20 protein-coding genes are annotated in these 24135 nt (G+C 60.2%); 17 read left to right on the top strand and 3 right to left on the bottom strand.

Translation table 11 applies throughout. The features are described from left to right. The first annotated feature begins 105 nt into the window (after nt 1-105). Complete coding sequence (locus C4J83_RS25295) at nt 106-2601, top strand: LuxR C-terminal-related transcriptional regulator (protein ID WP_124418442.1); 2496 nt, start codon at nt 106-108, stop codon at nt 2599-2601. Between the two features lie 685 nt (nt 2602-3286). Here C4J83_RS25295 and C4J83_RS25290 read toward each other — a convergent pair. Next, the gene (locus tag C4J83_RS25290) at nt 3287-4162 is read right to left on the bottom strand and encodes a helix-turn-helix domain-containing protein (protein WP_124418441.1); all 876 of its coding nucleotides are present in this window, start codon (nt 4160-4162) and stop codon (nt 3287-3289) included. A gap of 137 nt (nt 4163-4299) precedes the next feature. On the opposite strand from C4J83_RS25290, the gene C4J83_RS25285 reads away from it, so the two are divergent. After that, nucleotides 4300-5211 (top strand): DMT family transporter, encoded by a 912-nt coding sequence (locus C4J83_RS25285; protein WP_119736752.1) that lies wholly within the window; start codon nt 4300-4302, stop codon nt 5209-5211. A 123-nt stretch (nt 5212-5334) separates the two neighbouring features. Here the strand turns inward: C4J83_RS25285 and norR are convergent, their stop codons facing one another. Beyond that, on the bottom strand, nt 5335-6882 hold the full coding sequence (norR, locus tag C4J83_RS25280) for a nitric oxide reductase transcriptional regulator NorR (protein WP_124418440.1): 1548 nt from the start codon (nt 6880-6882) through the stop codon (nt 5335-5337). Nucleotides 6883-7029: 147 nt separating this feature from the next. Here norR and hmpA point away from each other — a divergent pair, with 147 nt between their 5' ends. The 15 genes from hmpA (at nt 7030) to C4J83_RS25200 (ending at nt 23363) form a co-directional block, all read left to right on the top strand. Then, nucleotides 7030-8211: an NO-inducible flavohemoprotein gene (gene hmpA / locus C4J83_RS25275; protein ID WP_124418439.1), complete on the top strand. Its 1182-nt coding sequence runs from the start codon at nt 7030-7032 to the stop codon at nt 8209-8211. A gap of 233 nt (nt 8212-8444) precedes the next feature. Further along, nucleotides 8445-8951, top strand: coding sequence for a disulfide bond formation protein B (locus C4J83_RS25270; RefSeq protein WP_106578230.1), 507 nt, complete (start codon nt 8445-8447; stop codon nt 8949-8951). Nucleotides 8952-9743: 792 nt separating this feature from the next. Continuing rightward, on the top strand, nt 9744-10685 hold the full coding sequence (cyoA, locus tag C4J83_RS25260; RefSeq protein ID WP_119736759.1) for a ubiquinol oxidase subunit II: 942 nt from the start codon (nt 9744-9746) through the stop codon (nt 10683-10685). Nucleotides 10686-10688: 3 nt separating this feature from the next. Continuing rightward, nucleotides 10689-12707, top strand: a complete 2019-nt coding sequence (gene cyoB / locus C4J83_RS25255; RefSeq protein WP_053257915.1) for a cytochrome o ubiquinol oxidase subunit I — start codon at nt 10689-10691, stop codon at nt 12705-12707. Nucleotides 12708-12710: 3 nt separating this feature from the next. Then, nucleotides 12711-13337: a cytochrome o ubiquinol oxidase subunit III gene (locus C4J83_RS25250; RefSeq protein ID WP_016971084.1), complete on the top strand. Its 627-nt coding sequence runs from the start codon at nt 12711-12713 to the stop codon at nt 13335-13337. Continuing rightward, a complete protein-coding gene (cyoD, locus tag C4J83_RS25245; RefSeq protein ID WP_010206434.1) occupies nt 13337-13678 on the top strand; it encodes a cytochrome o ubiquinol oxidase subunit IV in 342 nt (113 codons plus the stop codon). The genes C4J83_RS25250 and cyoD overlap by 1 nt, the downstream gene beginning before the upstream one ends. Before the next feature lie 11 nt (nt 13679-13689). Beyond that, nucleotides 13690-14577, top strand: a complete 888-nt coding sequence (gene cyoE / locus C4J83_RS25240; RefSeq protein WP_106578233.1) for a heme o synthase — start codon at nt 13690-13692, stop codon at nt 14575-14577. Nucleotides 14578-14680: 103 nt separating this feature from the next. Further along, nucleotides 14681-15379 carry a 7-cyano-7-deazaguanine synthase QueC gene (gene queC / locus C4J83_RS25235; protein WP_119736761.1) on the top strand — a complete coding sequence of 233 codons (699 nt, stop codon included), beginning with the start codon at nt 14681-14683 and terminating at the stop codon, nt 15377-15379. A 76-nt stretch (nt 15380-15455) separates the two neighbouring features. Further along, the gene (ptaA, locus tag C4J83_RS25230) at nt 15456-16541 is read left to right on the top strand and encodes a pyoverdine biosynthesis transaminase PtaA (protein ID WP_106578235.1); all 1086 of its coding nucleotides are present in this window, start codon (nt 15456-15458) and stop codon (nt 16539-16541) included. Between the two features lie 214 nt (nt 16542-16755). Then, nucleotides 16756-17472 carry a helix-turn-helix transcriptional regulator gene (locus C4J83_RS25225; protein ID WP_106578236.1) on the top strand — a complete coding sequence of 239 codons (717 nt, stop codon included), beginning with the start codon at nt 16756-16758 and terminating at the stop codon, nt 17470-17472. A 249-nt stretch (nt 17473-17721) separates the two neighbouring features. Then, on the top strand, nt 17722-18792 hold the full coding sequence (locus C4J83_RS25220) for a fatty acid desaturase family protein (protein ID WP_119736768.1): 1071 nt from the start codon (nt 17722-17724) through the stop codon (nt 18790-18792). A gap of 4 nt (nt 18793-18796) precedes the next feature. Further along, complete coding sequence (locus C4J83_RS25215) at nt 18797-19768, top strand: proline dehydrogenase family protein (RefSeq protein ID WP_119736770.1); 972 nt, start codon at nt 18797-18799, stop codon at nt 19766-19768. A 13-nt stretch (nt 19769-19781) separates the two neighbouring features. Next, nucleotides 19782-21032 (top strand): ATP-grasp domain-containing protein, encoded by a 1251-nt coding sequence (locus C4J83_RS25210; RefSeq protein WP_124418438.1) that lies wholly within the window; start codon nt 19782-19784, stop codon nt 21030-21032. Continuing rightward, complete coding sequence (locus tag C4J83_RS25205) at nt 21032-22234, top strand: MFS transporter (protein ID WP_124418437.1); 1203 nt, start codon at nt 21032-21034, stop codon at nt 22232-22234. Before C4J83_RS25210 ends, C4J83_RS25205 begins: the two co-directional genes overlap by 1 nt. A gap of 1 nt (nt 22235) precedes the next feature. Further along, nucleotides 22236-23363, top strand: a complete 1128-nt coding sequence (locus tag C4J83_RS25200) for an aminotransferase class V-fold PLP-dependent enzyme (protein WP_119736777.1) — start codon at nt 22236-22238, stop codon at nt 23361-23363. On the opposite strand, the gene C4J83_RS25195 is transcribed toward C4J83_RS25200, so the two are convergent. Continuing rightward, a complete protein-coding gene (locus C4J83_RS25195; protein ID WP_106578242.1) occupies nt 23350-24066 on the bottom strand; it encodes a hypothetical protein in 717 nt (238 codons plus the stop codon). The genes C4J83_RS25200 and C4J83_RS25195 overlap by 14 nt on opposite strands. Nucleotides 24067-24135: the final 69 nt, after the last annotated feature.

The raw sequence follows: 24135 nt of genomic DNA, 5'->3' as shown, positions 1-24135 counted from the left end.
TGTGCATGGCTATAAATCACCCCGCTGAATACTTCTTCAACAACCGCCGACCACAGGACTAGGGTAGGCGCCAGGTTGCATAACAATAAAAAGCAGGATGCAGCAATGACCGCCATGACACGCTGCCTGGACCGTCCTGGATTCATGCCACGGCTGTCCGCCCACCACCTGTTGCGCCCGCGCCTGGCCGGGCCTTTGCTGGCGGCGCCGGTCAGGGTGAAGCTGCTCTGCGCGCCGGGTGGCAGTGGCAAGAGCGCGTTGCTCGCCGAGTGTGCGTTGCAGGCGCCGGCGGAGTGTCAGGTGTATTGGCTGGCGCTCAATGGCGCCGTGCTCAGCCCCGATGATTTTGGCGCGCGGCTGGCGCAACACCTCGGTTTGTCGTTCGTCGACGAAGCCACCTTGTTGCTCGACCTCAGCCGGTGGCACAGCCCGGCGTGGATATTTCTCGACGATTTCTGCCGCCTGCCGGCCCCCGAACTGGACGCCTTGCTCGACCGTTTGCTGAGCGCCGCCAGCCCGGCGCTGACCTGGTGGCTGGGCGCCCGGCGGCGCCCGCTGTGCAACTGGCCGCGTCTGCTGCTCGACGATGAGCTGCTGGAATGCAGTGAGTTGATGTTCAGCCCTGCGGAAATCCAGCAACTGCTCGGGCCCACGCACACCGTCGACAGCGTGATGCAGTTCAGCGGCGGCTGGTGCGCCGGCGTGCGCATCGCTTTGCTCGGTGACGGGCACCCGGACAGAACCTTGCTCGACTACCTGCAACACGAACTCTTCGGCACCTTGCCCGCCGAGCTGGCGGAGGCCTGGCGTGTGTTGGCGCATATGCCGCGCTTCAACCCGGGCTTGTGTGAGCACTTGTTCGGCTTTGGTGACGGCGATCACTACCTGCGCGACCTGCAAGCGCTGGGCGCATTTATCCAGCCGTGGGAGGACACCACTGACTGGCTGCAAATTTTTGCGCCATTGGCGCAACTGATCCGCGATGAGCCCTGGCCGGCCAAGCGTTCCTGGCACCGTCGCGCCTGCCAATGGTTCACCGCGCAGCAGGACTGGCAGGCCGCCTTTGAACAGGCGCTGCTGGCCGAAGCCTACGAAGTGGCGGTGAGCCTGTTGCAGCACTTCAGTTTTGAAGACTTGTTCCGTCAACAGAACGCAGTGCTGCTGTTGCGCCTGCATGAGCAGCATGGCGATGAATTGATGCTCGGCTCGGCGCAACTGGTGGGGCTGGTCACGGCGGCGTTGCTGTTTGCCGGACGCTTCGACCAGGCAGCTTTGTGTATCGATCAATTGGCAAGGTTCGCCCCGCAACCGACGGCGGCGCAACAGCGTTATCTGTTGGCCCGCTGGCAGGCGCAATGGGGCTGGCTGTTGCACTTGAGCGGCGATGCCCAGCGCTCCCGCGAGCATTTTCTCGAGGCGCTGCAAGCCTTGCCCGACAGCGCCTGGACCTCGCGCCTGATGTGCCTTTCGGGCCTGACCCAGCAAGCCTTGCTGCGAGGTGAACTGGACGTGGGCCAGGCCTTGAACCGCGAAGCCCTGTGCCTGGCGCGTGCACAGGGTTCGTTGGTGCTGGAGGCATTGCTGGAGCTGGATCATGCGCAACTGCTGGAACAACGCGGCGCACCCTACCGGGCGCAGAGCCTGTTGGAGCATGTGCAGGCAATGCTGGTTGGGCAGCGGCTCAAGGCCGGCCCGTTGGTGGGGCGGATTGCCTTGCGGCGCGGGCATCTTGCGCTGCGACAAGGCCAGGATGCGCTGGCCACTGAGTGTTTCGAGGCCGGTTTGACGATGTGCCTGCACAGCCAGGACAAGCGCGTGCTGTACGGTTTTCTCGGCCTGGCGCTGCTGGCAGCGAACCGAGGCGATTACGCCCAGGCGTTTATCCAGCTGCGTGAGGCCGAGCGCTTGATGCAGCAGCGCCAGGTACCGGACACGGTGTATCGCGCGGTGCTGCTGTTGGTCAGCGGGCATTTCTGGTTGCAGCAGGGCCGCGCCGAATTGACGCTGGAAGCGGTGCGCCGGGTGCTGCGCCACTTTCGCGGGCCCGATGCCAAGCAGGCGCCGCCGGCCACGCTGGAACTGATCCCGCGCCTGGAGTATTTGCTGGTGCTGGCCGAAGTGAAGCTGGGCTGTGCCGAGCAGCCAATTGCACGGCTCAACGATTTGCTCGACACCACTCGGCAGCGCGGCATGCTGTGCCTGGAAACCGAGTTGCAACTGGTGCTGGGCGAGGTGGCCTGGCAGCTCGGTGATCCGCTGATGGCTCGTCGGGCCCTGGAGGCTGGGCTGGCGCTGGCCGGGCGCTGCCAGGTGCAGCAGGCGATTCGCGAACTGCGGTTGCGCTCGCCAGGGTTACTGAGTGAACTGGGCCTGGAGGCGCAGGCGGCGCCCAGCGGCGTGGCGGAAAATCCCCTGAGCCAGCGCGAGCTGCAAGTGCTGCAATTGATCGCCCTGGGCAACTCCAACCTGGAAATCGCCGACCGGCTGTTTATCTCGTTGCACACCGTCAAGACCCACGCGCGGCGTATCCACAGCAAGCTCGGCGTGGAGCGGCGCACGCAGGCGGTGGCGAAAGCCAAGACATTGGGGTTGATGGTGTAGGCGGTGGGATCATCCATAGGGGTTGAATGCCGTCTCATGCTTTCGTGGCGAGCGGGCTTGCCCCGCGTTGGGCTGCGCAGCGGCCCTATGAGGATATTGAGATTTTCCTCGTGGAGCGCGGCGCCTGTTTTTGGGGCTGCTGCGCAGCCCGACGCGGGGCAAGCCCGCTCGCCACGGGTGCGGGTGTGCTGGAGGGGTTGTGTTTAGCCGTAGAAGGCTTGGCGGTAGTCGCCGGGTGTGGCCCCATGGCTTGGCGAAAGCGATGGGCAATGACGTCTCATGCTCTCGTGGCGAGCGGGCTTGCCCCGCGTTGGGCGCATCGGCCCTGTGAGGATATTGAGATTTTCCTCGTGGAGCGCGGCGCCTGTTTTTGGGGCTGCTGCGCAGCCCGACGCGGGGCAAGCCCGCTCGCCACGGGTGCGGGTGTGCTGGAGGGGTTGTGTTTAGCCGTAGAAGGCTTGGCGGTAGTCGCCGGGTGTGGCCCCATGGCTTGGCGAAAGCGATGGGCAATGACGTCTCATGCTTTCGTGGCGAGCGGGCTTGCCCCGCGTTGGGCTGCGCAGCGGCCCTGTAAGGAGATTGAGATTTTCCTCGTGGAGCGCGGCGCCTGTTTTTGGGGCTGCTGCGCAGCCCGACGCGGGGCAAGTCCGCTCGCCACGGGTGCGGGTGTGCTGGAGGGGTGTGTTTAGGCGTGGAAGGCTTGGCGGTATTCGCCGGGTGTGGCGCCCATGGCTTGGCGAAAGCGGTGGGTGAAGTGGCTGGCGCTGGAGAAGCCGCACATCCAGGCAATGTCGCCCAGGGGGAGCGTGCCGGCACGCAGCAGGCTTTGCGCGCGGGCCAAGCGTCGCGCCAACAGGTATTGATGGGGCGGCAGGCCGAAGCTTTGGCGGAACATCCGCGCGAAATGGTATTCCGACAGCGCACACATCCCGGCCAATTGCCCCAGGCTGATCGGGTCGTCGAGGTGATGGTCGATGTAGTCCACCAACCGCCGGCGCTGATGCGCGGCCAATCCGCCTTTCAAACGCAGACCGTCGCGCGCGCCAACCTGGCTGAGCAAAGTGTGGCTGAGCATTTCATGGGCCAGGCTGCTGGTCAGCAGGCGTTCGGCGGGCTCGTGCCAGTTGAGCGCGATCAACTGGTGAAAGCGCCGGGCCTGGCTGGCGTCTTCAAGAAAGGTGCTTTCGCGCAATTGCAATTCGCGCGGTTCGCGGTCCAGCAGGGTGACGCAGCCGAGGGCAAATTGCTCGGGGCTGAAGTACACATGGGCCAGGCGGATTTCACCATTGATCACCCAGGCTGACTGATGCTCGGCCGGCAGGATGCAGAGTTTGTCAGGGCCACCTTTGGTGCCGGGCTGATCACGGCGAAAAGTCCCGGTGCCGCCGCCGATGTAGCAGGACAAAGTGTGGTGGGTGGGCGCCTGGTAGTCCTGAGCATCGTGATGGTTGCTCCACAACGCCGCAGACAAGCCGTCACCGAGCTCGGCGCAGGCTTCGAGGCGTGCGTTGGGCGAGCGGTTGAGGGCTTGAAAGACTTGCAGCGATTCCAGCTCTGGCATGGTTGTTCTCTCCGACGCCTTGCATCCTACTCCGCAGCGCGGGCGCTGTGATCCCGCCGCCCGACAAAAGCGCAAGAATGTGCAAGAGCGCGGGCCGGTCTGCGGGCAACACTGTGGCTCAATCGACGGAGCCCGCTATGAACCTTTTCCTGTACTTACTTACCGTGCTGATCTGGGGCACTACCTGGATTGCCCTCAAGTGGCAATTGGGTGTCGTGGCGATTCCAGTGTCGATCGTCTATCGCTTTGGCCTGGCGGCGCTGGTGCTGTTTGCGCTGTTGCTGCTCAGCCGCAAATTGCAGGTGATGAACCGGCGCGGGCACCTGATTTGCCTCGCCCAGGGCGTGTGCCTGTTTTGCGTCAACTTCATGTGTTTTCTGACGGCCAGTCAATGGATTCCCAGCGGCCTGGTGGCGGTGGTGTTTTCCACGGCCACGCTGTGGAATGCCCTCAATGCGCGGGTGTTTTTCGGTCAGCGGGTGGCGCGCAACGTGTTGATGGGCGGCGCGCTTGGATTAATGGGGTTGGGTTTTCTGTTCTGGCCGGAGCTGGTCGGGCACACCGCCAGCCCGCAGACGTTGCTGGGCTTGGGTTTGGCGTTGTTGGGGACGATGTGTTTTTCGGCCGGCAACCTGCTGTCTAGCCTGCAGCAGAAGGCCGGGCTCAAGCCGTTGACCACCAATGCCTGGGGCATGGCCTATGGTTCGGTGATGCTCGCGACCTATTGCGCGGTGCGCGGGATACCGTTCGACATGGATTGGAGTGCGCGTTATGTCGGAGCGCTGTGGTACCTGGTGATTCCGGGGTCGGTAATTGGTTTTACCGCCTACCTCACGTTGGTGGGCCGTATGGGCCCGGAGCGCGCGGCGTATTGCACGGTGCTGTTTCCGGTGGTGGCGCTGAATGTGTCGGCGTTTGCCGAGGGGTATCAGTGGACGGCGCCGGCGTTGATGGGGCTGGTGCTGGTGATGCTGGGGAATGTGTTGGTGTTTCGTAAGGTTAAACCGAGCCAGCCTGTGGATCCGATGCTCAAGGCCAAGCAAATCTGATGGGGGCGCTGGCTTGCCGGCGATGGCGGTAAGTGGATGAGCCGGCAGGTACACCGCTATCGCCGGCAAGCCAGCTCCCACCTTGGAGCGAGTTGTTCCGGCGTTCAGGCTGGGGTGCTCGTTCTATTTGAGACCCAGACGCCTGGCCATGCGGCCGAGGTTGGCGCGGTCGAGGCCCAGTTCGCGGGCGGCGCTGGCCCAGTTGTGCTGGTGGCGCTCCAGGCAGGCGCTGATGACTTGGCGCTGGTAATGCTCGGTGGCCTGGCGCAGGTCACCGGTGACCACAGGGGCCACATCGGCCGGTGCGTCGATTGCCAGCGGCGCGCTGACATCGGGCAGGTCCAGGTCGTGGGCACTCAGGCTCAGGATCTTCGGACGTTCGCGACAGTTTCCCATGGCTTTTAGCGCGCTGCGTCCGATCAAATGTTCCAACTCCCGCACATTGCCCGGCCAGTTGTACGCCAGCAGCGCCGCTTGAGCGTCGCCGGTCAGGCGCAGGCTGCCCAGGCCCATGCGTGAACGGTTCTGCTCGAGGAAGAAGCCCGCCAGCAGCAGCACATCTCGGCCACGTTCGCGCAGCGCCGGCACTTGCAGCGGGTACACGCTCAGGCGGTGATAAAAGTCGGCACGGTAGCGGCCGTTGCGCACCTCTTCGGCCAAGTCGCGGTTGGTGGCGGCGATCAGGCGCACGTCCACTTGATGCTCCTTGTCCGAGCCCAGGCGCTGCAGTTGGCCGCTTTGCAGCACGCGCAACAGTTTGGCCTGCACGGTCAGCGACAGCTCGCCCACTTCATCCAGAAACAGCGTGCCGCCATTGGCCAGTTCGAATTTGCCGCGGCGCTCGTTCAGCGCGCCGGTAAAGGCACCGCGCACATGGCCGAACAGCTCGCTTTCCACCAGGGTTTCCGGGAGTGCAGCGCAGTTGAGGCTGATCAGGGGTTTGTCTGCGCGCGGCGACGCGGCGTGGATGGCCTGGGCGACCAGTTCCTTGCCGACGCCGGTTTCGCCGGTAATCAACACGGTCAGGTCGCTGCCGCCCACTAGCTTGATTTCCTCGACCAGGTGCTTGTGGGCCTTGCTCTGGCCAATCATTTCCTTGTGCTGCTGGCCGCTGGCCTGGCGGTAGATCTCGGCGCGCTGGTGCTCATCTTCGGCGCGCAAGGCCAAGCGCTCGATACGTTCGGCGACGTTGACGGTGGCCGCTGCCAGGCTGGCGAAGGCCTGCAGGGCGTCGAGTTCGACACGCTCGAAGCGCTCGGTGTCCAGCGCGTCGAGGGTCAGCAGGCCCCAGGGTTTGTCGTCGATAAACAGCGGGCAGCCCATGCAGTCGTGCACTTGCAGGTGGCCGTGCAGGCCATCGACCAAACCATCGTAGGGGTCCGGCAGTTCGCTGTCGGTGTCAAAGCGGGTAGGGCCGGGGCTGCTCAGCAGCACCGCAAAGCGTGGGTGCTCGCTGACCTTGAAGCGTCGGCCGAGGGTGTCGGTGCTTAAACCGTCCACCGCCAACGGCACCAGCCATTCACCGTCCAGGCGCAACAGCGCGGCGGCATCGCACGGCAGCAGCGCGCGCATGGCTTGCAACAGGCGTCGGTAGCGCTCGCCTTCGGGCAGTTCGCGCGACAAGTCGGCAACCAGAGGCAGCAGGGTAGTGAGCAGCGATTGTGCAGTCATAATGACTCCTTGTAGTCCTTATGACTATAAAGTGTAGGAAGTCATATTGACTACTTTATATTTAACCAATTGAAAAATAACGGTTTATAAGTTGGCACGAATACTGAGTACGTAAGGGCAATCAGTAAAAAGACCCAGGAGTCTGCCATGCTTAGTGCCCAAGACCGTGCCATCGTCAAATCCACCGTGCCCCTGCTGGAAAGCGGCGGCGAAGCGCTGATCACGCACTTCTACCGCATGATGCTCAGCGAGTACCCGGACGTTCGCCCGCTGTTCAACCAGGCCAATCAGGCCAACGGCGACCAGCCCCGCGCCTTGGCCAATGGCGTGCTGATGTACGCGCGGCATATCGACCAGTTGGACCAACTGGGCGATCTGGTCGCAAAGATCATCAACAAGCACGTGGCCCTGCAGATCCTGCCGGAGCACTACCCAATTGTGGGCACGTGCCTGCTGCGGGCCATTGCCGAGGTGCTGGGCAGCGAGATTGCCACGCCCCAGGTGCTGAGCGCCTGGGGCGCCGCCTATGGTCAGTTGGCCGATATCCTGATAGGCGCCGAAGCCGCCATCTACGACGAAAAAGCCCAGGCCCCGGGCGGCTGGCGCGGCGCGCGGCCGTTCCAGTTGGTCAAGCGCGTGGAGGAGAGCAACGAAATCATTTCGTTCTATTTTGCCCCGGTGGATAACGGCCAGATCCTGGCGGCCGCGCCGGGCCAGTACCTCGGCATGAAGCTGATGATCGATGGCGAAGAAGTGCGCCGCAATTATTCCTTGTCGGCCCTGAGCGATGCGGGTTTGTACCGCATCAGCGTCAAGCGCGAGGCTGGTGGGCGGGTGTCCAACTACCTGCATGACCAGATGCACGTCGGCGCGACCCTCGAGCTGTTCCCGCCATCGGGCGAATTCACCCTGGTTGCCAGCGACAAGCCGCTGGTGCTGATCAGCGGCGGGGTGGGCATCACACCGACGCTGCCGATGCTCGAAGCAGCCCTGGCCACCGAGCGCCCGGTGCACTTTATCCACTGCGCGCGAAACGGCGGGGTGCATGCGTTCCGTGAATGGGTCGACGCCCTGGCGGCCAAGCACCCGCAACTCAAGCGCTTCTATTGCTACGCAGAAGACGATGGCGTGAGCCCGGCCGCAGACAAAGTCGGGATGCTGAGCCAGGAGCAACTGGCGGCGTGGTTGCCCGAACAGCGTGACCTCGACGCCTACTTCCTGGGCCCTAAAGGCTTCATGGCGGCGGTCAAGCGCCACCTTAAAGCCCTCGGTGTGCCGGACAAACAGGCGCGCTACGAGTTCTTCGGCCCGGCCGCGGCCCTGGAATAAGGTTTCCAGGCACAGCACCGTTCAACCTGTGGGAGCGGGCTCGCTCGCGAAGGCTCAGTGTCAGTCGACTTATAAGTGGCTGATCCACCGCCTTCGCGAGCAAGCCCGCTCCCACAATTGGCTTTGCATTCCTCTCGATTAATCCGCCGTTAACCCCTTTCTGTTTTAACCATCCCCTGTGTGTAAACTTGCGGCCATCAGGCACAACCATAATCAGGCAAAGGGAAACGGGGATGAGTGACGAATTGCGTTTAGGCAGGGAGCGGCGCTTTCTGGTGTTGCTGGGCATCATCTGCCTGGCGCTGATCGGCGGTGCGTTGTACATGCAGGTGGTACTGGGCGAAGCGCCATGCCCGCTGTGCATCCTGCAGCGCTACGCCTTGCTGTTGATCGCGGTGTTTGCGTTCATCGGTGCCGCCATGCGCCGCAAAGGCGCGGTCACCTTCTTTGAAGGGTTGGTGGTCCTCAGCGCCTTGGGCGGCGTGGCTGCGGCCGGCCATCATGTGTACACGCAGTTTTTCCCTGCGGTCAGCTGTGGCATCGATGTCCTGCAGCCGATTGTCGATGACTTGCCGCTGGCCAAAGTCTTTCCCCTGGGCTTCCAGGTCGATGGCTTCTGCAGCACGCCGTACCCGCCGATCCTTGGCCTGTCCCTGGCACAGTGGGCGCTGGTAGCGTTTGTGCTGACGGTGATCCTGGTTCCGCTGGGCATCTATCGGAATCGTCAACGCACGGCCTGAAGCGGCCCACTGAAACGCCCTGTTCTTGCTTAATGGAAGGACGGGGCGTTTTTGTATGTAGGGTTTTGTGAAAGGGACGTGACGAAGGGCAACTTGAGGTGCGCGCAGCGTGCGACATGTTGTCACACGGACGCGGTCGCAGGACGTTTCTGACGCGCCGCGCCGGTCCATAAATTTGCATAAAACGGCCAAGATGTGCTGTCAGTTCATCGATTGAACGGTGCCGCGAACGTCGCACCGGTTGCCTCATTCAGTGATGTCCGAATGCCTTGTTTTATGGGGACTTGGATACGTTTTGCATGCCCTTACAAGGTGTAAGGGAAGGGCGCTGTCACGCAATAACACGGCAATTTTTGTGGTTTTTGTTGAGAATCGAACACGATAAGATCCCGAACCTTTGCAAGATTGGTGAAGGATTGTTGCTGGAATCGATAAAAATTATTTCTTTATAAGACATGGTTTATACATCGCTAGCTAACTACAATCGCCCGCACTGAATGTCCGGTGCTGTTCAATCTTTGAGCATTGGAGCGGTCGAGGGGCAGATGGATGGCTCTGTGCGACCCCAGGTTCCGGCAGCCTTTCAACTATCCGCACCAAATGGAATTGGTCTGTAACAAGGCCTTTAGCCACGAAATCGAATAAGAACTCACCGCAGGTCCGTGCAACGTCCATGTATGGCGTGCCGGGCAGGCTCTTATTCAATCGAAGAGAAATGCCAACCCTTGGCAGGGTGAAGTGTTGGCGATCAAAACCCAACTGCATTGCGCAAGCTGCTTTAGAGGTCGTGAGATGAGTAAAAACAGGTACCCCCGATTACTAGGCTTTTTGCCGCTGCTTGGCATGTTGTTAATGCTGGGAGGCTGCAAGTGGACCTTGCTCGACCCAAAAGGACAGGTCGGTCTGGATGAACGAAACCTGATCATCACCGCCACCCTGCTGATGCTGCTGGTCGTGGTCCCCGTGATCATCATGACCTTCGCCTTCGCCTGGAAATACCGCGCGTCGAACACCAGCGCTACCTACGCGCCGAAGTGGTCGCACTCCACCAAGATCGAAATCGCAGTGTGGCTGGTGCCGATCCTCATCATCATTGCCCTGGGTTATGTGACCTACAAGTCCACCCACGCACTGGACCCGTACCGTCCGCTGGAATCCGACGTCAAGCCGATCAACATCGAAGTCGTCGCGCTGGACTGGAAGTGGCTGTTCATCTACCCGGACCTGGGTATCGCCACTGTTAACGAAATCCAGTTCCCGGAGCACACTCCGCTGAACTTCAAGATCACCTCCGATGCTGTGATGAACTCGTTCTTCATCCCTGCTCTGGGCGGCCAGATCTACGCGATGGCAGGCATGCAGACCAAGCTGCACCTGATCGCCAACCAGAAAGCTGAAATGGAAGGCATCTCCGCCAACTATAGCGGCGCTGGCTTCACCGGCATGAAATTCAAAGCGATCTCGACGAGCCAGGAAGATTTCGACGCCTGGGTAGCCAAAGTCAAGGCCGCACCTAAACAGCTTGATCAAGCTGAATACGATGCTCTTGCCAAACCAAGCCAGAACAACCCAGCCACTCTGTACTCCGCGTACACGCCGGACCTGTTTCAGAAAATCGTCGACAAGTACGAAGGTATGAAGCCAGGCAAGCCGGTCAAGCACGAGAAGAAAGAAGTGGCCGCGGTTGAAGGTTCTGACACGGGCTCGCATTCAACTGCTGGGGCAGAGGAGTAAACGATGTTTGGTAAATTAAGTTGGGATGCGGTCCCGTTCCACGAGCCGATCGTGATGGTGACTATCGCCATGATCGCGCTGGGTGGTCTGGCACTGTTTGCTGCAATCACGTATTTCAAGAAGTGGACCTACCTGTGGACCGAGTGGTTGACCTCTGTCGACCACAAAAAAATCGGTGTCATGTACGTCATCGTTGCCATGGTCATGCTGCTGCGTGGTTTTGCCGACGCCATCATGATGCGTACCCAGTTGGCCATGGCCACCGAGGGTTCGCCTGGCTACCTGCCGCCTGAACACTATGACCAGATCTTCACCGCTCACGGTGTGATCATGATCATCTTCATGGCGATGCCATTCTTCACCGGCTTGATGAACCTTGCCTTGCCGCTGCAGATCGGTGCGCGTGACGTTGCCTATCCGTTCCTGAACTCCTTGAGCTTCTGGCTGCTGGTTTCCGGCGTGGTGCTGATCAACCTGTCCCTGGGCGTCGGCGAATTCGCCAAGACCGGTTGGGTTGCGTATCCACCGCTGTCGGGCATTCAGTACAGTCCGGGCGTGGGTGTGGACTACTACATCTGGGCGCTACAGTTATCAGGACTCGGGACGACACTGACGGGGGTCAACTTCCTGGCCACCGTCCTGAAAATGCGCGCCCCTGGCATGAAACTGATGGACATGCCTATCTTCACCTGGACCTGCACCTGGGCCAACGTCCTGATCGTGGCTTCGTTCCCGATCCTGGCCGCTACCATGGCGCTGCTGTCGCTTGACCGTTACCTGGATTTCCACATTTTCACCAATGAACTTGGTGGCAATCCGATGATGTACGTGAACCTGTTCTGGGCATGGGGTCACCCTGAGGTGTACATCCTGATCCTGCCAGCGTTCGGTATCTTCTCTGAAGTGATCTCGACCTTTACCGGCAAGCGCCTGTTCGGTCACCACTCGATGGTTTACGCATCGGGCGCGATCTCTGTACTGGGCTTCATGGTGTGGCTGCACCACTTCTTCACCATGGGTTCGGGGGCCAGCGTCAACGCCTTCTTCGGCCTGGCGACGATGCTGATTTCCATCCCGACGGGTGTGAAGCTATTCAACTGGCTATTCACCATCTACCACGGCCGTCTGCGTATCACCAGCCAGGTTCTGTGGACCCTGGGCTTCATGGTGACCTTCGCAATCGGCGGCATGACCGGCGTACTGCTGGCCATCCCGGGTGCTGACTTCGTACTGCACAACAGCCTGTTCGTGATCGCTCACTTCCACAACGTGATCATCGGTGGTGCTGTATTCGGTTACATCGCTGGTTTCAGCTTCTACTTCCCGAAAGCGTTCGGCTTCAAGCTGCACGAAGGTTGGGGCAAGGCTGCATTCTGGTTCTGGATCTCGGGCTTCTTCGTCGCGTTCATGCCGCTCTATGCACTGGGCTTCATGGGCATGACCCGTCGTCTGAACGCTACCACCAACCCTGAGTGGGTGCCGTACCTGTACGTTGCCATGTTCGGTGCGTTGATGATCGCTGCCGGTATCGCCTGCCAGCTGATCCAGCTGTACGTGAGTATCCGTGACCGTAAGCAGAACGCTTGCGAATCCGGCGACCCATGGAATGGCCACACCCTGGAATGGTCGACTTCGTCGCCACCGCCGTTCTACAACTTCGCTGTGATTCCTACTGCGAACACGATCGATGCGTTCACCGAAGCGAAGGAAGACGGTACTGCGTACCAGCAACCCAAGCATTACGAGCCGATCCACATGCCGAACAACACCGCCACTGGCGTGGTGATGGGCGCGCTGTTGACCGTGTTCGGTTTCGCGATGATCTGGCACATCTGGTGGCTGGCAATCGTGGGCCTGGTAGGCACCATCGGTTACTTCATCATTCACGCTGCCCGTGATGATCAAGGCTACATGGTGCCGGTCGAAACGATCGAGCGCATCGAAGCCGAGCAACACGCTCGCCTGGTAGCCGAGAAGAAAATCCCGGCCAACCGTGTAGAAACCTCGTTGGAACAGGCTTAAACCATGTCGAACTTAGTGACCAATGCTGGACACGCCCATGTCGATGACCATGGGCACGATGACCATCACCACGACTCGGGGCCAATGACCGTATTCGGTTTCTGGCTCTACCTGATGACCGACTGCATCTTGTTTGCGTCGATCTTCGCGGTGTACGCGGTACTGGTAAACAACGTAGCGGGTGGCCCATCGGGCCACGACATCTTCGAACTGCCTTACGTGCTCGGCGAAACCGCCTTGCTGTTGTTCAGTTCGATCACCTACGGCTTCGCCATGCTGGCCTTCTACAAGGGCAGCAAGAAGGGCGTGCTGAGCTGGTTGGCACTGACCTTCCTGTTCGGCCTGGGCTTTATCGGTATGGAGGTCAACGAGTTCCACCTGCTGATCTCCGAAGGCTACGGCCCGCACCGTTCCGGCTTCCTGTCCGCGTTCTTCACGCTGGTAGGCACCCACGGTCTGCACGTATCTGCCGGCCTGCTGTGGATGGCGGTGATGATGTATCAGGTCAATAAACACGGCCTGACCAACACCAACAAGACTCGCCTGAGCTGCCTGAGCCTGTTCTGGCACTTCCTGGACGTGGTCTGGATCTGCGTCTTCACCGTTGTTTACCTGATGGGGACTCTGTAATGGCTAATGCACACTCCCATGACCATGACAGCCATGATGCGAGCCACGGCAGCGTTAAGTCGTATGCCATCGGCTTCATCCTGTCGGTAATCCTGACGCTCATCCCGTTTGGTCTGGTGATGTACCCGACCCTGCCGAAGTCCATCACGTTGATGATCGTTCTGGCATTCGCGGTGATTCAGGTTCTGGTTCACCTGGTGTACTTCCTGCACCTGGATCGTTCCAAAGAGCAGCGCGATAACGTGATTGCGTTTGTGTTCGCAGGCCTTGTGATCCTGCTGCTGGTTGGTCTGTCGATATGGATCATGTTCAGCATCCACACGTTCATGATGGCGAAGTGAGGTAAGACCCGATGTCGCTTAAGCACTTTATCCAAATCACCAAACCGGGGATCATTTTCGGTAACGTGCTTTCTGTGGCAGGCGGTTTCTTCCTGGCCTCCAAGGGACATGTCGATCTGGCCATCTTCCTGGCTGCAATGATCGGCACCTCCCTGGTGGTAGCTTCCGGTTGTGTATTCAACAACTGCATTGACCGCGACATCGATATCAAGATGGAACGCACCAAGAACCGCGTGCTGGTCCAGGGCCTTATCTCCCTGAAACTGGCACTGCTGTTCGCGACCGTCCTGGGTGTTGCCGGCGTCGTGTTGTTGTACAAGGTGGCCAACCCGTTGGCGGCGCTGTTTGCCGTGATCGGCTTTGTCATCTACGTCGGCCTTTACAGCCTGTACCTCAAGCGCAAGTCGGTTCACGGCACGCTGGTGGGCAGTCTGTCGGGGGCGATGCCGCCGGTGATTGGTTATGTGGCTGTGACCAATAGCTTCGACATGGCCGCGCTGGTGCTGCTGGTGATGTTCAGCCTGTGGCAGATGCCGCACTCTTATGCCATCGCGATTTTCCGCTTCAATGACTACCTGGCGGCTTCGATCCCGGTTCTGCCGGTCAAGCGTGGCATCCAGGTGGCCAAGAAACACATCCTGCTCTACATCCTGGCCTTCCTCGTGGCGACCTTGATGTTGACCTTCAGTGGCTATGCCGGCATGAGCTACCTCGCCGTCGCTGCCGCCATGGGCATGTACTGGTTGTACATGGCCTGGACCGGCTACAAGGCGGTGGATGACACCGTCTGGGCGCGCAAGCTGTTCGTGTTCTCGATCTTCACCATCACCGCGCTCAGCGTGATGATGTCCCTGGATTTCCAGGTACCGAAAGAGCTGTTGCTGACCTACGCACACTGAGTCATCGAGCAGTAAAAAACCCCGCCTTCGCAAGAAGCGCGGGGTTTTTTATGGAGTGGCCTTTAAACTATTCCCGAATTCTACAAATGCAGGAAGCAAACCGATGAGTAAAAAAGCCGTTATCGTATTCAGTGGCGGGCAGGACTCTACGACCTGTCTGATCCAGGCACTGCCGCTGTATGACGAAGTGCACTGCATTACCTTCGACTATGGCCAGCGCCATGTGGCAGAAATCGAGGTCGCCCAGAAGCTTGCCAAGCAGTTGGGCGCTACCGTTCACAAAGTCATGGACGTGTCCCTGCTCAACGAGTTGGCCATCAGCAGCCTGACTCGGGACAACATCCCGGTGCCGACCGTGAACAGTTCAGGCGACAGCCTGCCCAGCACCTTTGTGCCGGGGCGCAATATTCTGTTTCTGACCCTGGCGTCGATCTACGCCTATCAGGTAAAGGCGCAAACCGTCATTACCGGGGTGTGCGAAACCGACTTCTCAGGCTATCCCGATTGCCGCGATGAGTTCGTCAAAGCGCTGAACAAGGCGCTTGAACTGGGCATGGAGTACACGCTGCGCCTGGACACGCCGCTGATGTGGCTGAACAAGGCCGAAACCTGGGCCCTGGCGGATTACCATAACCAGTTGGACCTGGTTCAGCACCAGACCCTGACCTGCTACAACGGCGTCCTCGGCAGCGGTTGCGGTAACTGTGATGCGTGCAACTTGCGGGCTCGCGGCCTGAATGACTACCTGCAGAACAAGGCCGATGTGATGCACAGCCTCAAGCAGAAGTTGCAGCTGAACTAAATCAGCCCATATCCGCCTCGTCATACTCCTCTGTACGTGTTGTGCGAATCCAACACCCGCCTACAAGGAGTAGTCCATGGTCAGCGTAAGTCGTCGGTCCCTTCTCGCCATTGGCGCGGCCCTGCCGGTGCTGGGGCGCCTGGATTGGGCGGTGGCCAGCCCGCCGCCGGCACCCGCTGACAAGGTGCGGCTCAATTACAACGAAAGCCCCTACGGCCCCTCAGCCGCTGCCCGTGAGGCGATGCAGCGTGGGGTGGCCATCTCCGGGCTGTATCCCTATGGCCACATGTATGCCTTGGCTGGGCTTTTTGCCCAGCAGCAGGGCATCGCCGAAGAACAGGTCGCCGTGTTTGCCGGCTCCATGGCAGCGCTGCGCTACGCCGTGCTGGCGTTTACCAGCCAGACACGCGGGCTGGTGATGGCCACGCCGTCCTACGAAGTACCGCGCCAGGCCGCCGACTCATGGAAAGCGCCGGTGCGCGAAGTGAGCCTCAATGCCGAGCATGCGCACGACGTGCCCGCCATGCTTGCCGCCGATCCGCAGGCGGGCATGCTCTACCTGTGCAACCCCAACAACCCTACCGGCACCCTGACGCCAACCGAGGCGATCCGCCAGGCGTTGGCGAACAAGCCCAAAGGCAGCGTGCTGGTGGTGGACGAGGCGTACATCGACTTCTCTGATGCCCCAAGCTGTGTGAGTTGGGTCAAGGACCATGACGATTTGCTGGTGTTGCGCACCTTCTCGAAACTCTACGGCATGGCCGGCGCGCGCCTGGGCTTGGCGATTGGCCACCCGGCGCTGCTGGAACGGCTGGCGGTGTTCGGCGGCGACAACGTGCCAGCAGCCTCCACCTTGCTCGGCGCCCGGGCGAGCCTGGAAGACGTCAAGCTGCTGCCCCATCGCAAGGCGCTAAACGCTCGGTTGCGGGATGAGACCGTGGCGTGGCTGAAGGCGCGGGGGTTTGCCTGCACCGCGTCGCACAGCAACTGCTTCATGATCGACGTGAAACAACCGGCCCAGCAGGTCATCGAAAAGCTCGCAGCACACAATGTGTTGATCGGGCGGGTCTGGAAAGACTGGCCGCAATGGGTACGGGTGACGGTGGGCAATCAGCACGAGATGCAGCGGTTTCGCGAAGTATTTGCGGCGCAGGTGGCCTGAGCCAGGGCGCTCGGCAGCGCAAATGGCCATTGCGTGCTGATGGTCGGCTCGGTCCAGGAAGCACTGGACAAGCCCTGTACGGCATGTTTCATTCTTGTCTTTGTGTAGAGATATTTCCTACAGTATGGGTCGACTCTGACCAGAGGCTTCGGGATTGAAGCGTTCCCGTCAGAGCATTAGCCTCATACGTTGTCACTCATCAGGGACGATATTCATGCGAAGCGATGGCCAATCCAGCAACACCATGTCCATACAGCCCGCCGATGTGCGCCAATTGCTCGATGCCGAACTGACCCGGCGCGGCCTGGGGCACTTCGAGGTGTATCAGTGTGGGCCGACACTGGATGAAGCAGAGATCATCACCAACTACCCCGACGCGCTGGACCGCTCCGACTCGGCGGACGATTTTTACCAGCGTGGCCAACTGCTGTCCTTGTCCAAGGAGCGGGTTAAACCTTTTTTCTGGAGCGATGAAAACATCCTCGCGCCTGCCGCAGAAGCGGTGCCGGTGCCTGGGCCCTGTGCACCGGTGGGCGAGGGCGCGAGCTTTATCGTGCATGGCAACCGCGGTTTTTACTCGATCCTCAACCTGTGCAGCTTCGGCGAAGACCAGCAGTTTCGCGACACGGTGTTGGCCAACAAAAGTGAGCTGCAGATGCTGCTGGTCTCGGTCTACGACGAGGCCCTCGAAAGCTGCGCCACGGTCACGCCTGCGCCGATACAGGAAACGGTACTGACCCCACGAGAAACCGAAGTGTTGTCCTGGACCAGCCTGGGCAAGACCTACAACGAAATAGCCCTCCTGACCTCAATGAGCCCGCGTACCGTCAAGTTTCATATGAAGAATATCTTCAGCAAGCTGGACGTCACCAACGGCAAATCGGCGATTCGCAAGGCCCTGAACCTGGGGTACATCCGCGAACAGGCCTGATCTAGAGGCTTCCCACCTTATAAACGCTACGCTCGCCGGTGATTTTTCAGCGGCGAGTCTACGCGTGCGTCTCGTCGCAGCCTACCTGTCTAAAAGGGCAGCTTGTTCGCCATCGAGCGGTGCTTTAGTTTTTTTTGCAGCCGATGAGTCTAGCTCAGGCAAAAAAACAATAGCCGCACCACCTGAAAAAATTCCTTTGCCCAGCAATGAGACGGGTGTTGCAGCGTGCCGCTTAATTATGGAGTGATTATGCTGGTCGATAAAAACAAAGAACCTGCTGGCGAATACGCCGCGGGCATTTCCCGTGAAACCTTTGGAATGCTCAAGCACCTGTGCAAAAAAGATAACTATCACTGGGCCATCGCGTTGGGTAAGGATTACGCAATCATTGCCTTTGCCATCTACCTCTCCTTGGGCATCAGCTACTGGTTCTACCCGGTTTCGCTGTTTCTGATCGGCACCACGCAACGCGCCCTGGCGAATGTGCTGCACGAGTCAGCGCACAAGATGCTGGCCAAGAACCGCGTTATCAATTGGGTCTCCGGCACGTTTCTCTCAGGCTACCTGATCTTCCACCTGCATCAGTCCTACAGCACGTCGCACATCAAGAACCACCACGTGCACCTGGGCGATCCGGAAAAAGACCCTGACTACGCCTTCCACTTGCAGTGCGGCCTGTACGACGTCCAGCAAAGTGAACGTGAGTTCTTCCTCAAGAACGTCTTGCTGGCGCTGTCCGGCTACCGGACCGTGCAGTACATCCGGTACATCATCAAAGACCGCGTCAAAGCCCAGGGTGCGGATAAAACCATCCGCAACGAACGCATCATGCTGTGGGCTTACTGGGCGGTAATCTTCGCCGTCGCCGCCTGGTTCGGGGTGGTCGCGCAACTGTTGCTGTTCTGGCTGGTGCCGCTGTTCACCACCGCCGTGGCCGTGGGCTGGATCATCGAGTTGGCCGAGCATTACCCATTGCCGGCTGCTGAGACCGAGAAGCTGCTGCTCACCCGCAATCGCAAGGGCAACGCCCTGGAGAACTTCTTCTTCGGCCGCCATGACGACAACTACCACCTCGTGCACCACCTGCACCCGGCCATTCCTCACTGGAACATGCGCAAGGCTCATGAGCTGCTGATGTCGCACCCGGAGTACGCGCGTTGGGACAACCTGTGGGCGGGGATCTTTACCCGTGACCGCCATGGCCGCCACAAGGAAACCATGCTCAGTTACGCGGCCAAGTTTCGCGCGCACAAGATTGCCAACCACACCGATGATTCGAGCTTCGCACGTCGGATGCTGAACCAGGCCTACGGGGTTTAACGCCATGAATGACATCGACAACAGCCTGCTGGCAACCCTGGCGCTGAAGAAACTGGCGGCGAACAAGACGTACCGCGACCTGTTCCTGGCCAGTGACACGCTGCGCGACTTCCTGCGCCCGGCCGCCCTGCGCTACATCATTTCCGAAGACCGCATGGAGATGCTCGACAAGCTGGCCGCCCTGCAAGGCAAAGGCTATCGCACCGGCGTCGAATACGTCGGTGAAGAGGCCACCACCCTGGCCGAGGTGACCACGGCCACCGACGAATACCTGAAGCTGATCGACCTGATGGCGCTGCACCCCACACTGGCCGAGCCGCCACAGCTGGGTTTTGACCTGTCCAACGTCGGCACGATCATTTCCCGTGAACTGGCGATCGAGAACTGCTCGAAGATCCTTGCCCATGCAGCCGACAAGGAGGTCGGTGTGATCCTCAGCATGGAGCGGTCCCAGTGGACCGACTCGATCCTGGATATCTTCATGCACCTGAGTGCACGTTTTGCCAACTTGGGTATCACCCTGCAGGCGCAGTTGAACCGTACGCCCGATGACCTGGCGCAAGTGCTCGCAACGGGCTGCAAAGTGCGCCTGGTCAAGGGCGTCTATGCTGAGCCTGCTGCGATTGCCTTGCCGCGCGGTGCGCAATTGAACGAGCGTTACCTGGGGCTGTTGGACCGCATCAACGGCGCCAGCACGAACTACGCGTTCGCCACCCAGGACCCGCTGCTGGTGAAGGAGATTCTCGCCAGCGGGATTGCCAGCCGAGGCGAGCTGGAGATGCTGCACGGCGTGCGCCCCGAGCTGATCAAGGCGGTCAAGGACCAAGGCCAGGTCAAGACGCGTGTTTCAGCGGTCTACGGCACCAACTGGTACCTGCACCTGCTGCACCGCGTGGCCGAGTTCCCACAGAATATTTTTCTGGCGCTGGATGACGTGGCCTCGCCACGGCCTTCCGAAACCGCCAATCACTACTGAAAAGGACATTCTCATGAAGCAGTACGTCGCGTTGGTAGATGTCTATTCGAGCGGTAACTTTTTGCCGCAGTTCTTCCATGAGGCGGGCATCGGCCTGATCCATGTGCAGAGCACGCCGGAACTGATGCCGAGCATGCTGGGGCCGAACCTTTCGGAGTTCGAACACAACCTGATTTTCAACGGCAACCCCGAAGACGTCGTGCGTCGCCTGCGTGAGTTCAACGTGATTGCGGTGATCGCCGGCCAGGAACCCGGCGTGCCGTTCGCGGACTACTTGAGCGAACAGCTGCAACTGCCTTCCTCCAACGGCAGTGCCGGTTCCCGGGCACGTCGCGACAAGTTCGAGATGATCAGCAAAGTGGCCGCCGCCGGCCTGCTGACCGCGCGGCAGATCAAGTCCGCCGACCCGGCCGAGCTGCTGGCCTGGGTGCAGGACGGCCAAGTGTTCCCATGCGTGATCAAGCCGCTGAGCTCGGCCTCAACCGACGGCGTGTCGATCTGCCACAACGTCGAGGACGTGAAACGCGCCTGCGAGGAAGTGGTGTCCAACCTGGATATCTTCGGCCTGGCCAATACCGAAATTCTTTGTCAGTCCTACCTCAAGGGCCCGGAGTACATCGTCGATACGGTCAGCCGTGACGGGCAGACCTATGTCTGCGGTATCTGGCGCTATGTGAAGCGCGAGATCAGCGGTGGCAAGAACATCTACGACCGCGACGTGCTGATTGCTCCGGACAGTGCCGAGGCCAACGTGCTGGTGGACTACATCGTGCAAGTGCTCAAGGCGCTGGGAATCAATAACGGCCCGGCCCATTCGGAAGTGATCCTCACCGAGGCCGGCCCTGCGCTGGTGGAAGTCGGCGCACGCTTGAACGGCAACATGGAGCCCAGGTTCCATGACATCAGCCTGGGCGGCAATCAGGCGCAGCTCACCTATCTGGCGTACTGCGACGGTGACGCGTTCAAAGGCGGTTATGCCGGCAAGCGCTACCACAAGCTCAAGGAAGCCTGTGTGATCAACACCGATACCACGCTTCAAGGTGAGGTCACCGGGTTCAACGATGCCGCCATCCACCTGATCGAGGCATTGCCCTCGGTGCATAAACTGAGTGTCAAATACAAGGCTGGCAAGTTGATGAAAAAGACCGTGGACCTGCTCAGCAGCCCGCTGCGCGTGTTCCTGGTATCGGAAAACCAGCGCGATATCGACAAGGACTACGAGCAGATCCGCCAGTACAAAGACAACGTGTACGTGATCCGCTGATGATGGGCACCTATCGCGCGTTACGCGGGCTCAACGGTCGGTTGCAGTCGCTGTTCCTGATTACCCTGGTGTTCCGCATGGGCACCATGGCGTTCCCTTTCTATGCGGCGTACCTGATTCATCAGCACGCCGTGTCGGCGGGCACGGCTGGCTTGCTGGTCGGGGTGTACGGCGCGGGTGCGCTGTTTGTGGACTTGATCATCGGCGCGGTGATCAAGCGCTTTTCCGCCAACCGGGTGATCCTCGGTTCGTTGCTGCTCAATGCCGTGCTGTTGCTGATCATTCCTTCAGTGGACAACACGGCCGCGCTGTTTGTGTTGTCGTTTCTGTGGGGCGCCTGTTACGAGGCGTTCACGCCGGCGACGTTCTCCGAAACCGTCACCCACAGCAGCAGTGAGACGCGCAAAGTGGCGTTCTCCTGCAACCGTCTGGCCATCAACATCGGCATGGCCATCGGGCCACTGTTGGGCAGTCTGATATTCCTCAGCAACGCGGACGCAGTGTTCTACCTCAACGCCGCCTTGTCGTTGGTGTCGTTCGTCGCCTGCCTGCGGTTTGGACGCGCGGTTCCGGTGGCACCGGTGACCACACTCGCCGGCAAGGGCAATGGGTTGCCGGAGCGCGCGCCGCATGAGCGGTCGCGGTTGCTGGTGATCCTGTTGGCGGCATTGCCGGTGCACATTGCCTACGCGCTGCCGCCGACTTTCCTGTCGGCCTACATCATCAATTACACCGAGTTGCCGGCTTACTACGTCGGCATCATTTTCTTTATCAATGCATTGTTGGTGATTCTGTTCGAGGTACCGATCAACCAACGCATGTCGCACCTGTCGAGCAGCCGCTCGTTGGTGGCCGGTTTCCTGGTAGCCGGCGTGGGGTTTTTCCTGATGGGGTTCAGTCACATCGGCGCGTTGCTGCTGGTGGCCACTGTGCTCTGGAGCCTGGGCGAAATGATCGTGTTTCCCGGCATCACCCACTACGTCAGCAGTATTTCCAGTCGCCATACCGTGGACCGCAACCTCGGTTACTACTCGGCGGGCGTCAACATCGGGGTCATGATCACCCCGTCGCTGGCGTTTATGTTGGTGTCCCAGCCGTCCTTGCCTTCGCCGTGGCTGCTGGCCGGCACCGTATTGCTGCTGTTCGCGGTGGCGGTGGGCGTGATGAAAAGCTCGACACTTTTGTGGAACAAGGAAGCGTGAAATGAATATCGTGCATTTGAACACTGCCGGTGCCGGCCTGATGTCATCGGCCACCCTGAACGCGATCCAGCGCTTCACGGCCATCGAGGCCCAGATGGGCAGTTATGAGACCGAGCTGGCCTACGACGAGTTGCTCAACGTCGACCTGTATCGGGCGGCAGCCGGGCTCTTGAATGCACAGCCCGCGGACATCGGTTTTTTCAGCAGTGCCACCGAAGCCTGGACCAGCATCCTCGGCAAACTGAAATTTCCCCGTGGTAAGCGCGTGTGGGTGTCGACCTCGGAGTACGCCGCAAACCTGATCTTCTTCAACTACCTCAAGCTGTCGCGCGATATTCGCGTTGAAGTGATCCCGACCACCGCCACCAGCCCGCTGGACCTGGAATGGGTGCGGCGTCATCTGGACGACGATGTGTTCCTGGTCAGTGTGTCGCACTTGCCGTCGTGCTGCGGCGTGATCAACCCGGTGGAAGCCCTGGGCGCGCTGCTCAAAGAGTCGAACACGCTGTATGTGGTGGATGCGTGCCAGTCGCTGGGGCAACTGCCGCTGGACGTGCGGGATATCCATTGTGATTTGCTCACCGGCGCGGGCCGCAAGTTTCTCTGTGGGCCACGCGGCAGTGGGATCGCCTACGTGTCGCCACGCCTGCTCAGCCAGTTGACGTTGAATTTCGCTGACTTGCACGCGGCCAGCACGGATGGCCAGGTCAATCGGATCGAGGTGTCCGGGGCTCGGGTGCTGGAGATTGCAGAAAAGAGCTTTTCAGCGTTGGTGGGGTTGCACACCGCGTTGAGTGAATACACGCAGGTGGCAGCAAAGGTGAGCACCGAACCCTACGCGCTGCTGGCACAGGAGCTACGGCGCCTGCCGCAGTTGACGCTGCTGTGTGATCAGTTCCAGCAGACCGGGATTGTCTCGTTCGTGCCGCACAACCTGTCGGCCAAGGCGTTTGTCGGCCAGGCCCGCGAGCTGGGGCTCAACCTGTGGGCGGGCACTGCCGCCCATACGCCGCTGCTGTTGAAGGACCTCGGCGCGACGCATTTCGTGCGCGCCTCGGTGGGCCGACATGTCACCCAGGCCCAGGTTGAGCAGGCCCTGGTGACCTTGCGCGCACTTATTGCGCAGTGATGGCGTAACCGTCAAAGGCGCTTTGTTGTTGCAGCGCGGTCACGATGCTTTTGCGCGTGACCGGCTGCTCTACGCCGCTGTTGTCCACAAAGGTTTCACTTTCCAGTTCCGCCTCGTTGCCTTCACCCACGAACGTAAAGCCCAGGAATTCCAACGCCTCACGGTCAACGTTCAGCTTGGAGCGAGGTGTGCGCAGTGGCAGGGTGACACTGATGCCATCCTTGCTGATCACAAACACTTCGGCTTCCTTCTTCGCGCGTGCTGCCTTGCTCTTGCCGGCGCTGGGGTTGCTGATGGCCTGGTGAGACTGGTTCAGCACCTTCAGGGCCAGGCCATAGACCAGTTCCTGAAACTCGGGATCGTCCTTGAAGCTGGACAGAATGCGGCTGATCGAGAACTTGCTGCTGAGGTCCTCCAGGGCGATGTTGTCGGCGGCCTCGGCGTCTTTCAGTTGCTTGAGCTGGCCCATCAGGTCGTAGGCCTTGTCGTCGTCGAAGGCGTCGTGGGCCTGGCGGATGGCCACGCGCAATTCGCGGATCTGGTCGCTTTCCTTGGAAGTGTGGAATGCGTCCAGCACCATCTCACTGATGATCTTGGCCGCAGGCACATGCTGTGAAAGATTGATGGCGTTTTCGTATTCAGCTTTGGACTGCAGGGCTGTTACGGATTCTTCGGTGGAGTGTTCGGTGTAAGAATCGGACATTGAAATTTCACTACTTCAGTAAACGGGACAAAAAAGCGTCGCGCATTTTCAGCGGGGAGGGGGATCAGG

This window comes from Pseudomonas sp. LBUM920 (assembly GCF_003852315.1).
Classification (GTDB): domain Bacteria; phylum Pseudomonadota; class Gammaproteobacteria; order Pseudomonadales; family Pseudomonadaceae; genus Aquipseudomonas.
Note: the sequence above shows the minus strand (reverse complement) of the source record. Positions and strands in the feature narration are given on the sequence as shown.

Bases quoted from the DNA above. Each gene is read 5' to 3' on its own strand.
- C4J83_RS25295 (WP_124418442.1), top strand. From the start codon at position 106: ATGACCGCCATGACACGCTGCCTGGACCGTCCTGGATTCATGCCACGG.
- C4J83_RS25290 (WP_124418441.1), bottom strand. From the start codon at position 4,162: ATGCCAGAGCTGGAATCGCTGCAAGTCTTTCAAGCCCTCAACCGCTCG.
- C4J83_RS25285 (WP_119736752.1), top strand. From the start codon at position 4,300: ATGAACCTTTTCCTGTACTTACTTACCGTGCTGATCTGGGGCACTACC.
- norR (WP_124418440.1), bottom strand. From the start codon at position 6,882: ATGACTGCACAATCGCTGCTCACTACCCTGCTGCCTCTGGTTGCCGAC.
- hmpA (WP_124418439.1), top strand. From the start codon at position 7,030: ATGCTTAGTGCCCAAGACCGTGCCATCGTCAAATCCACCGTGCCCCTG.
- C4J83_RS25270 (WP_106578230.1), top strand. From the start codon at position 8,445: ATGAGTGACGAATTGCGTTTAGGCAGGGAGCGGCGCTTTCTGGTGTTG.
- cyoA (WP_119736759.1), top strand. From the start codon at position 9,744: ATGAGTAAAAACAGGTACCCCCGATTACTAGGCTTTTTGCCGCTGCTT.
- cyoB (WP_053257915.1), top strand. From the start codon at position 10,689: ATGTTTGGTAAATTAAGTTGGGATGCGGTCCCGTTCCACGAGCCGATC.
- C4J83_RS25250 (WP_016971084.1), top strand. From the start codon at position 12,711: ATGTCGAACTTAGTGACCAATGCTGGACACGCCCATGTCGATGACCAT.
- cyoD (WP_010206434.1), top strand. From the start codon at position 13,337: ATGGCTAATGCACACTCCCATGACCATGACAGCCATGATGCGAGCCAC.
- cyoE (WP_106578233.1), top strand. From the start codon at position 13,690: ATGTCGCTTAAGCACTTTATCCAAATCACCAAACCGGGGATCATTTTC.
- queC (WP_119736761.1), top strand. From the start codon at position 14,681: ATGAGTAAAAAAGCCGTTATCGTATTCAGTGGCGGGCAGGACTCTACG.
- ptaA (WP_106578235.1), top strand. From the start codon at position 15,456: ATGGTCAGCGTAAGTCGTCGGTCCCTTCTCGCCATTGGCGCGGCCCTG.
- C4J83_RS25225 (WP_106578236.1), top strand. From the start codon at position 16,756: ATGCGAAGCGATGGCCAATCCAGCAACACCATGTCCATACAGCCCGCC.
- C4J83_RS25220 (WP_119736768.1), top strand. From the start codon at position 17,722: ATGCTGGTCGATAAAAACAAAGAACCTGCTGGCGAATACGCCGCGGGC.
- C4J83_RS25215 (WP_119736770.1), top strand. From the start codon at position 18,797: ATGAATGACATCGACAACAGCCTGCTGGCAACCCTGGCGCTGAAGAAA.
- C4J83_RS25210 (WP_124418438.1), top strand. From the start codon at position 19,782: ATGAAGCAGTACGTCGCGTTGGTAGATGTCTATTCGAGCGGTAACTTT.
- C4J83_RS25205 (WP_124418437.1), top strand. From the start codon at position 21,032: ATGATGGGCACCTATCGCGCGTTACGCGGGCTCAACGGTCGGTTGCAG.
- C4J83_RS25200 (WP_119736777.1), top strand. From the start codon at position 22,236: ATGAATATCGTGCATTTGAACACTGCCGGTGCCGGCCTGATGTCATCG.
- C4J83_RS25195 (WP_106578242.1), bottom strand. From the start codon at position 24,066: ATGTCCGATTCTTACACCGAACACTCCACCGAAGAATCCGTAACAGCC.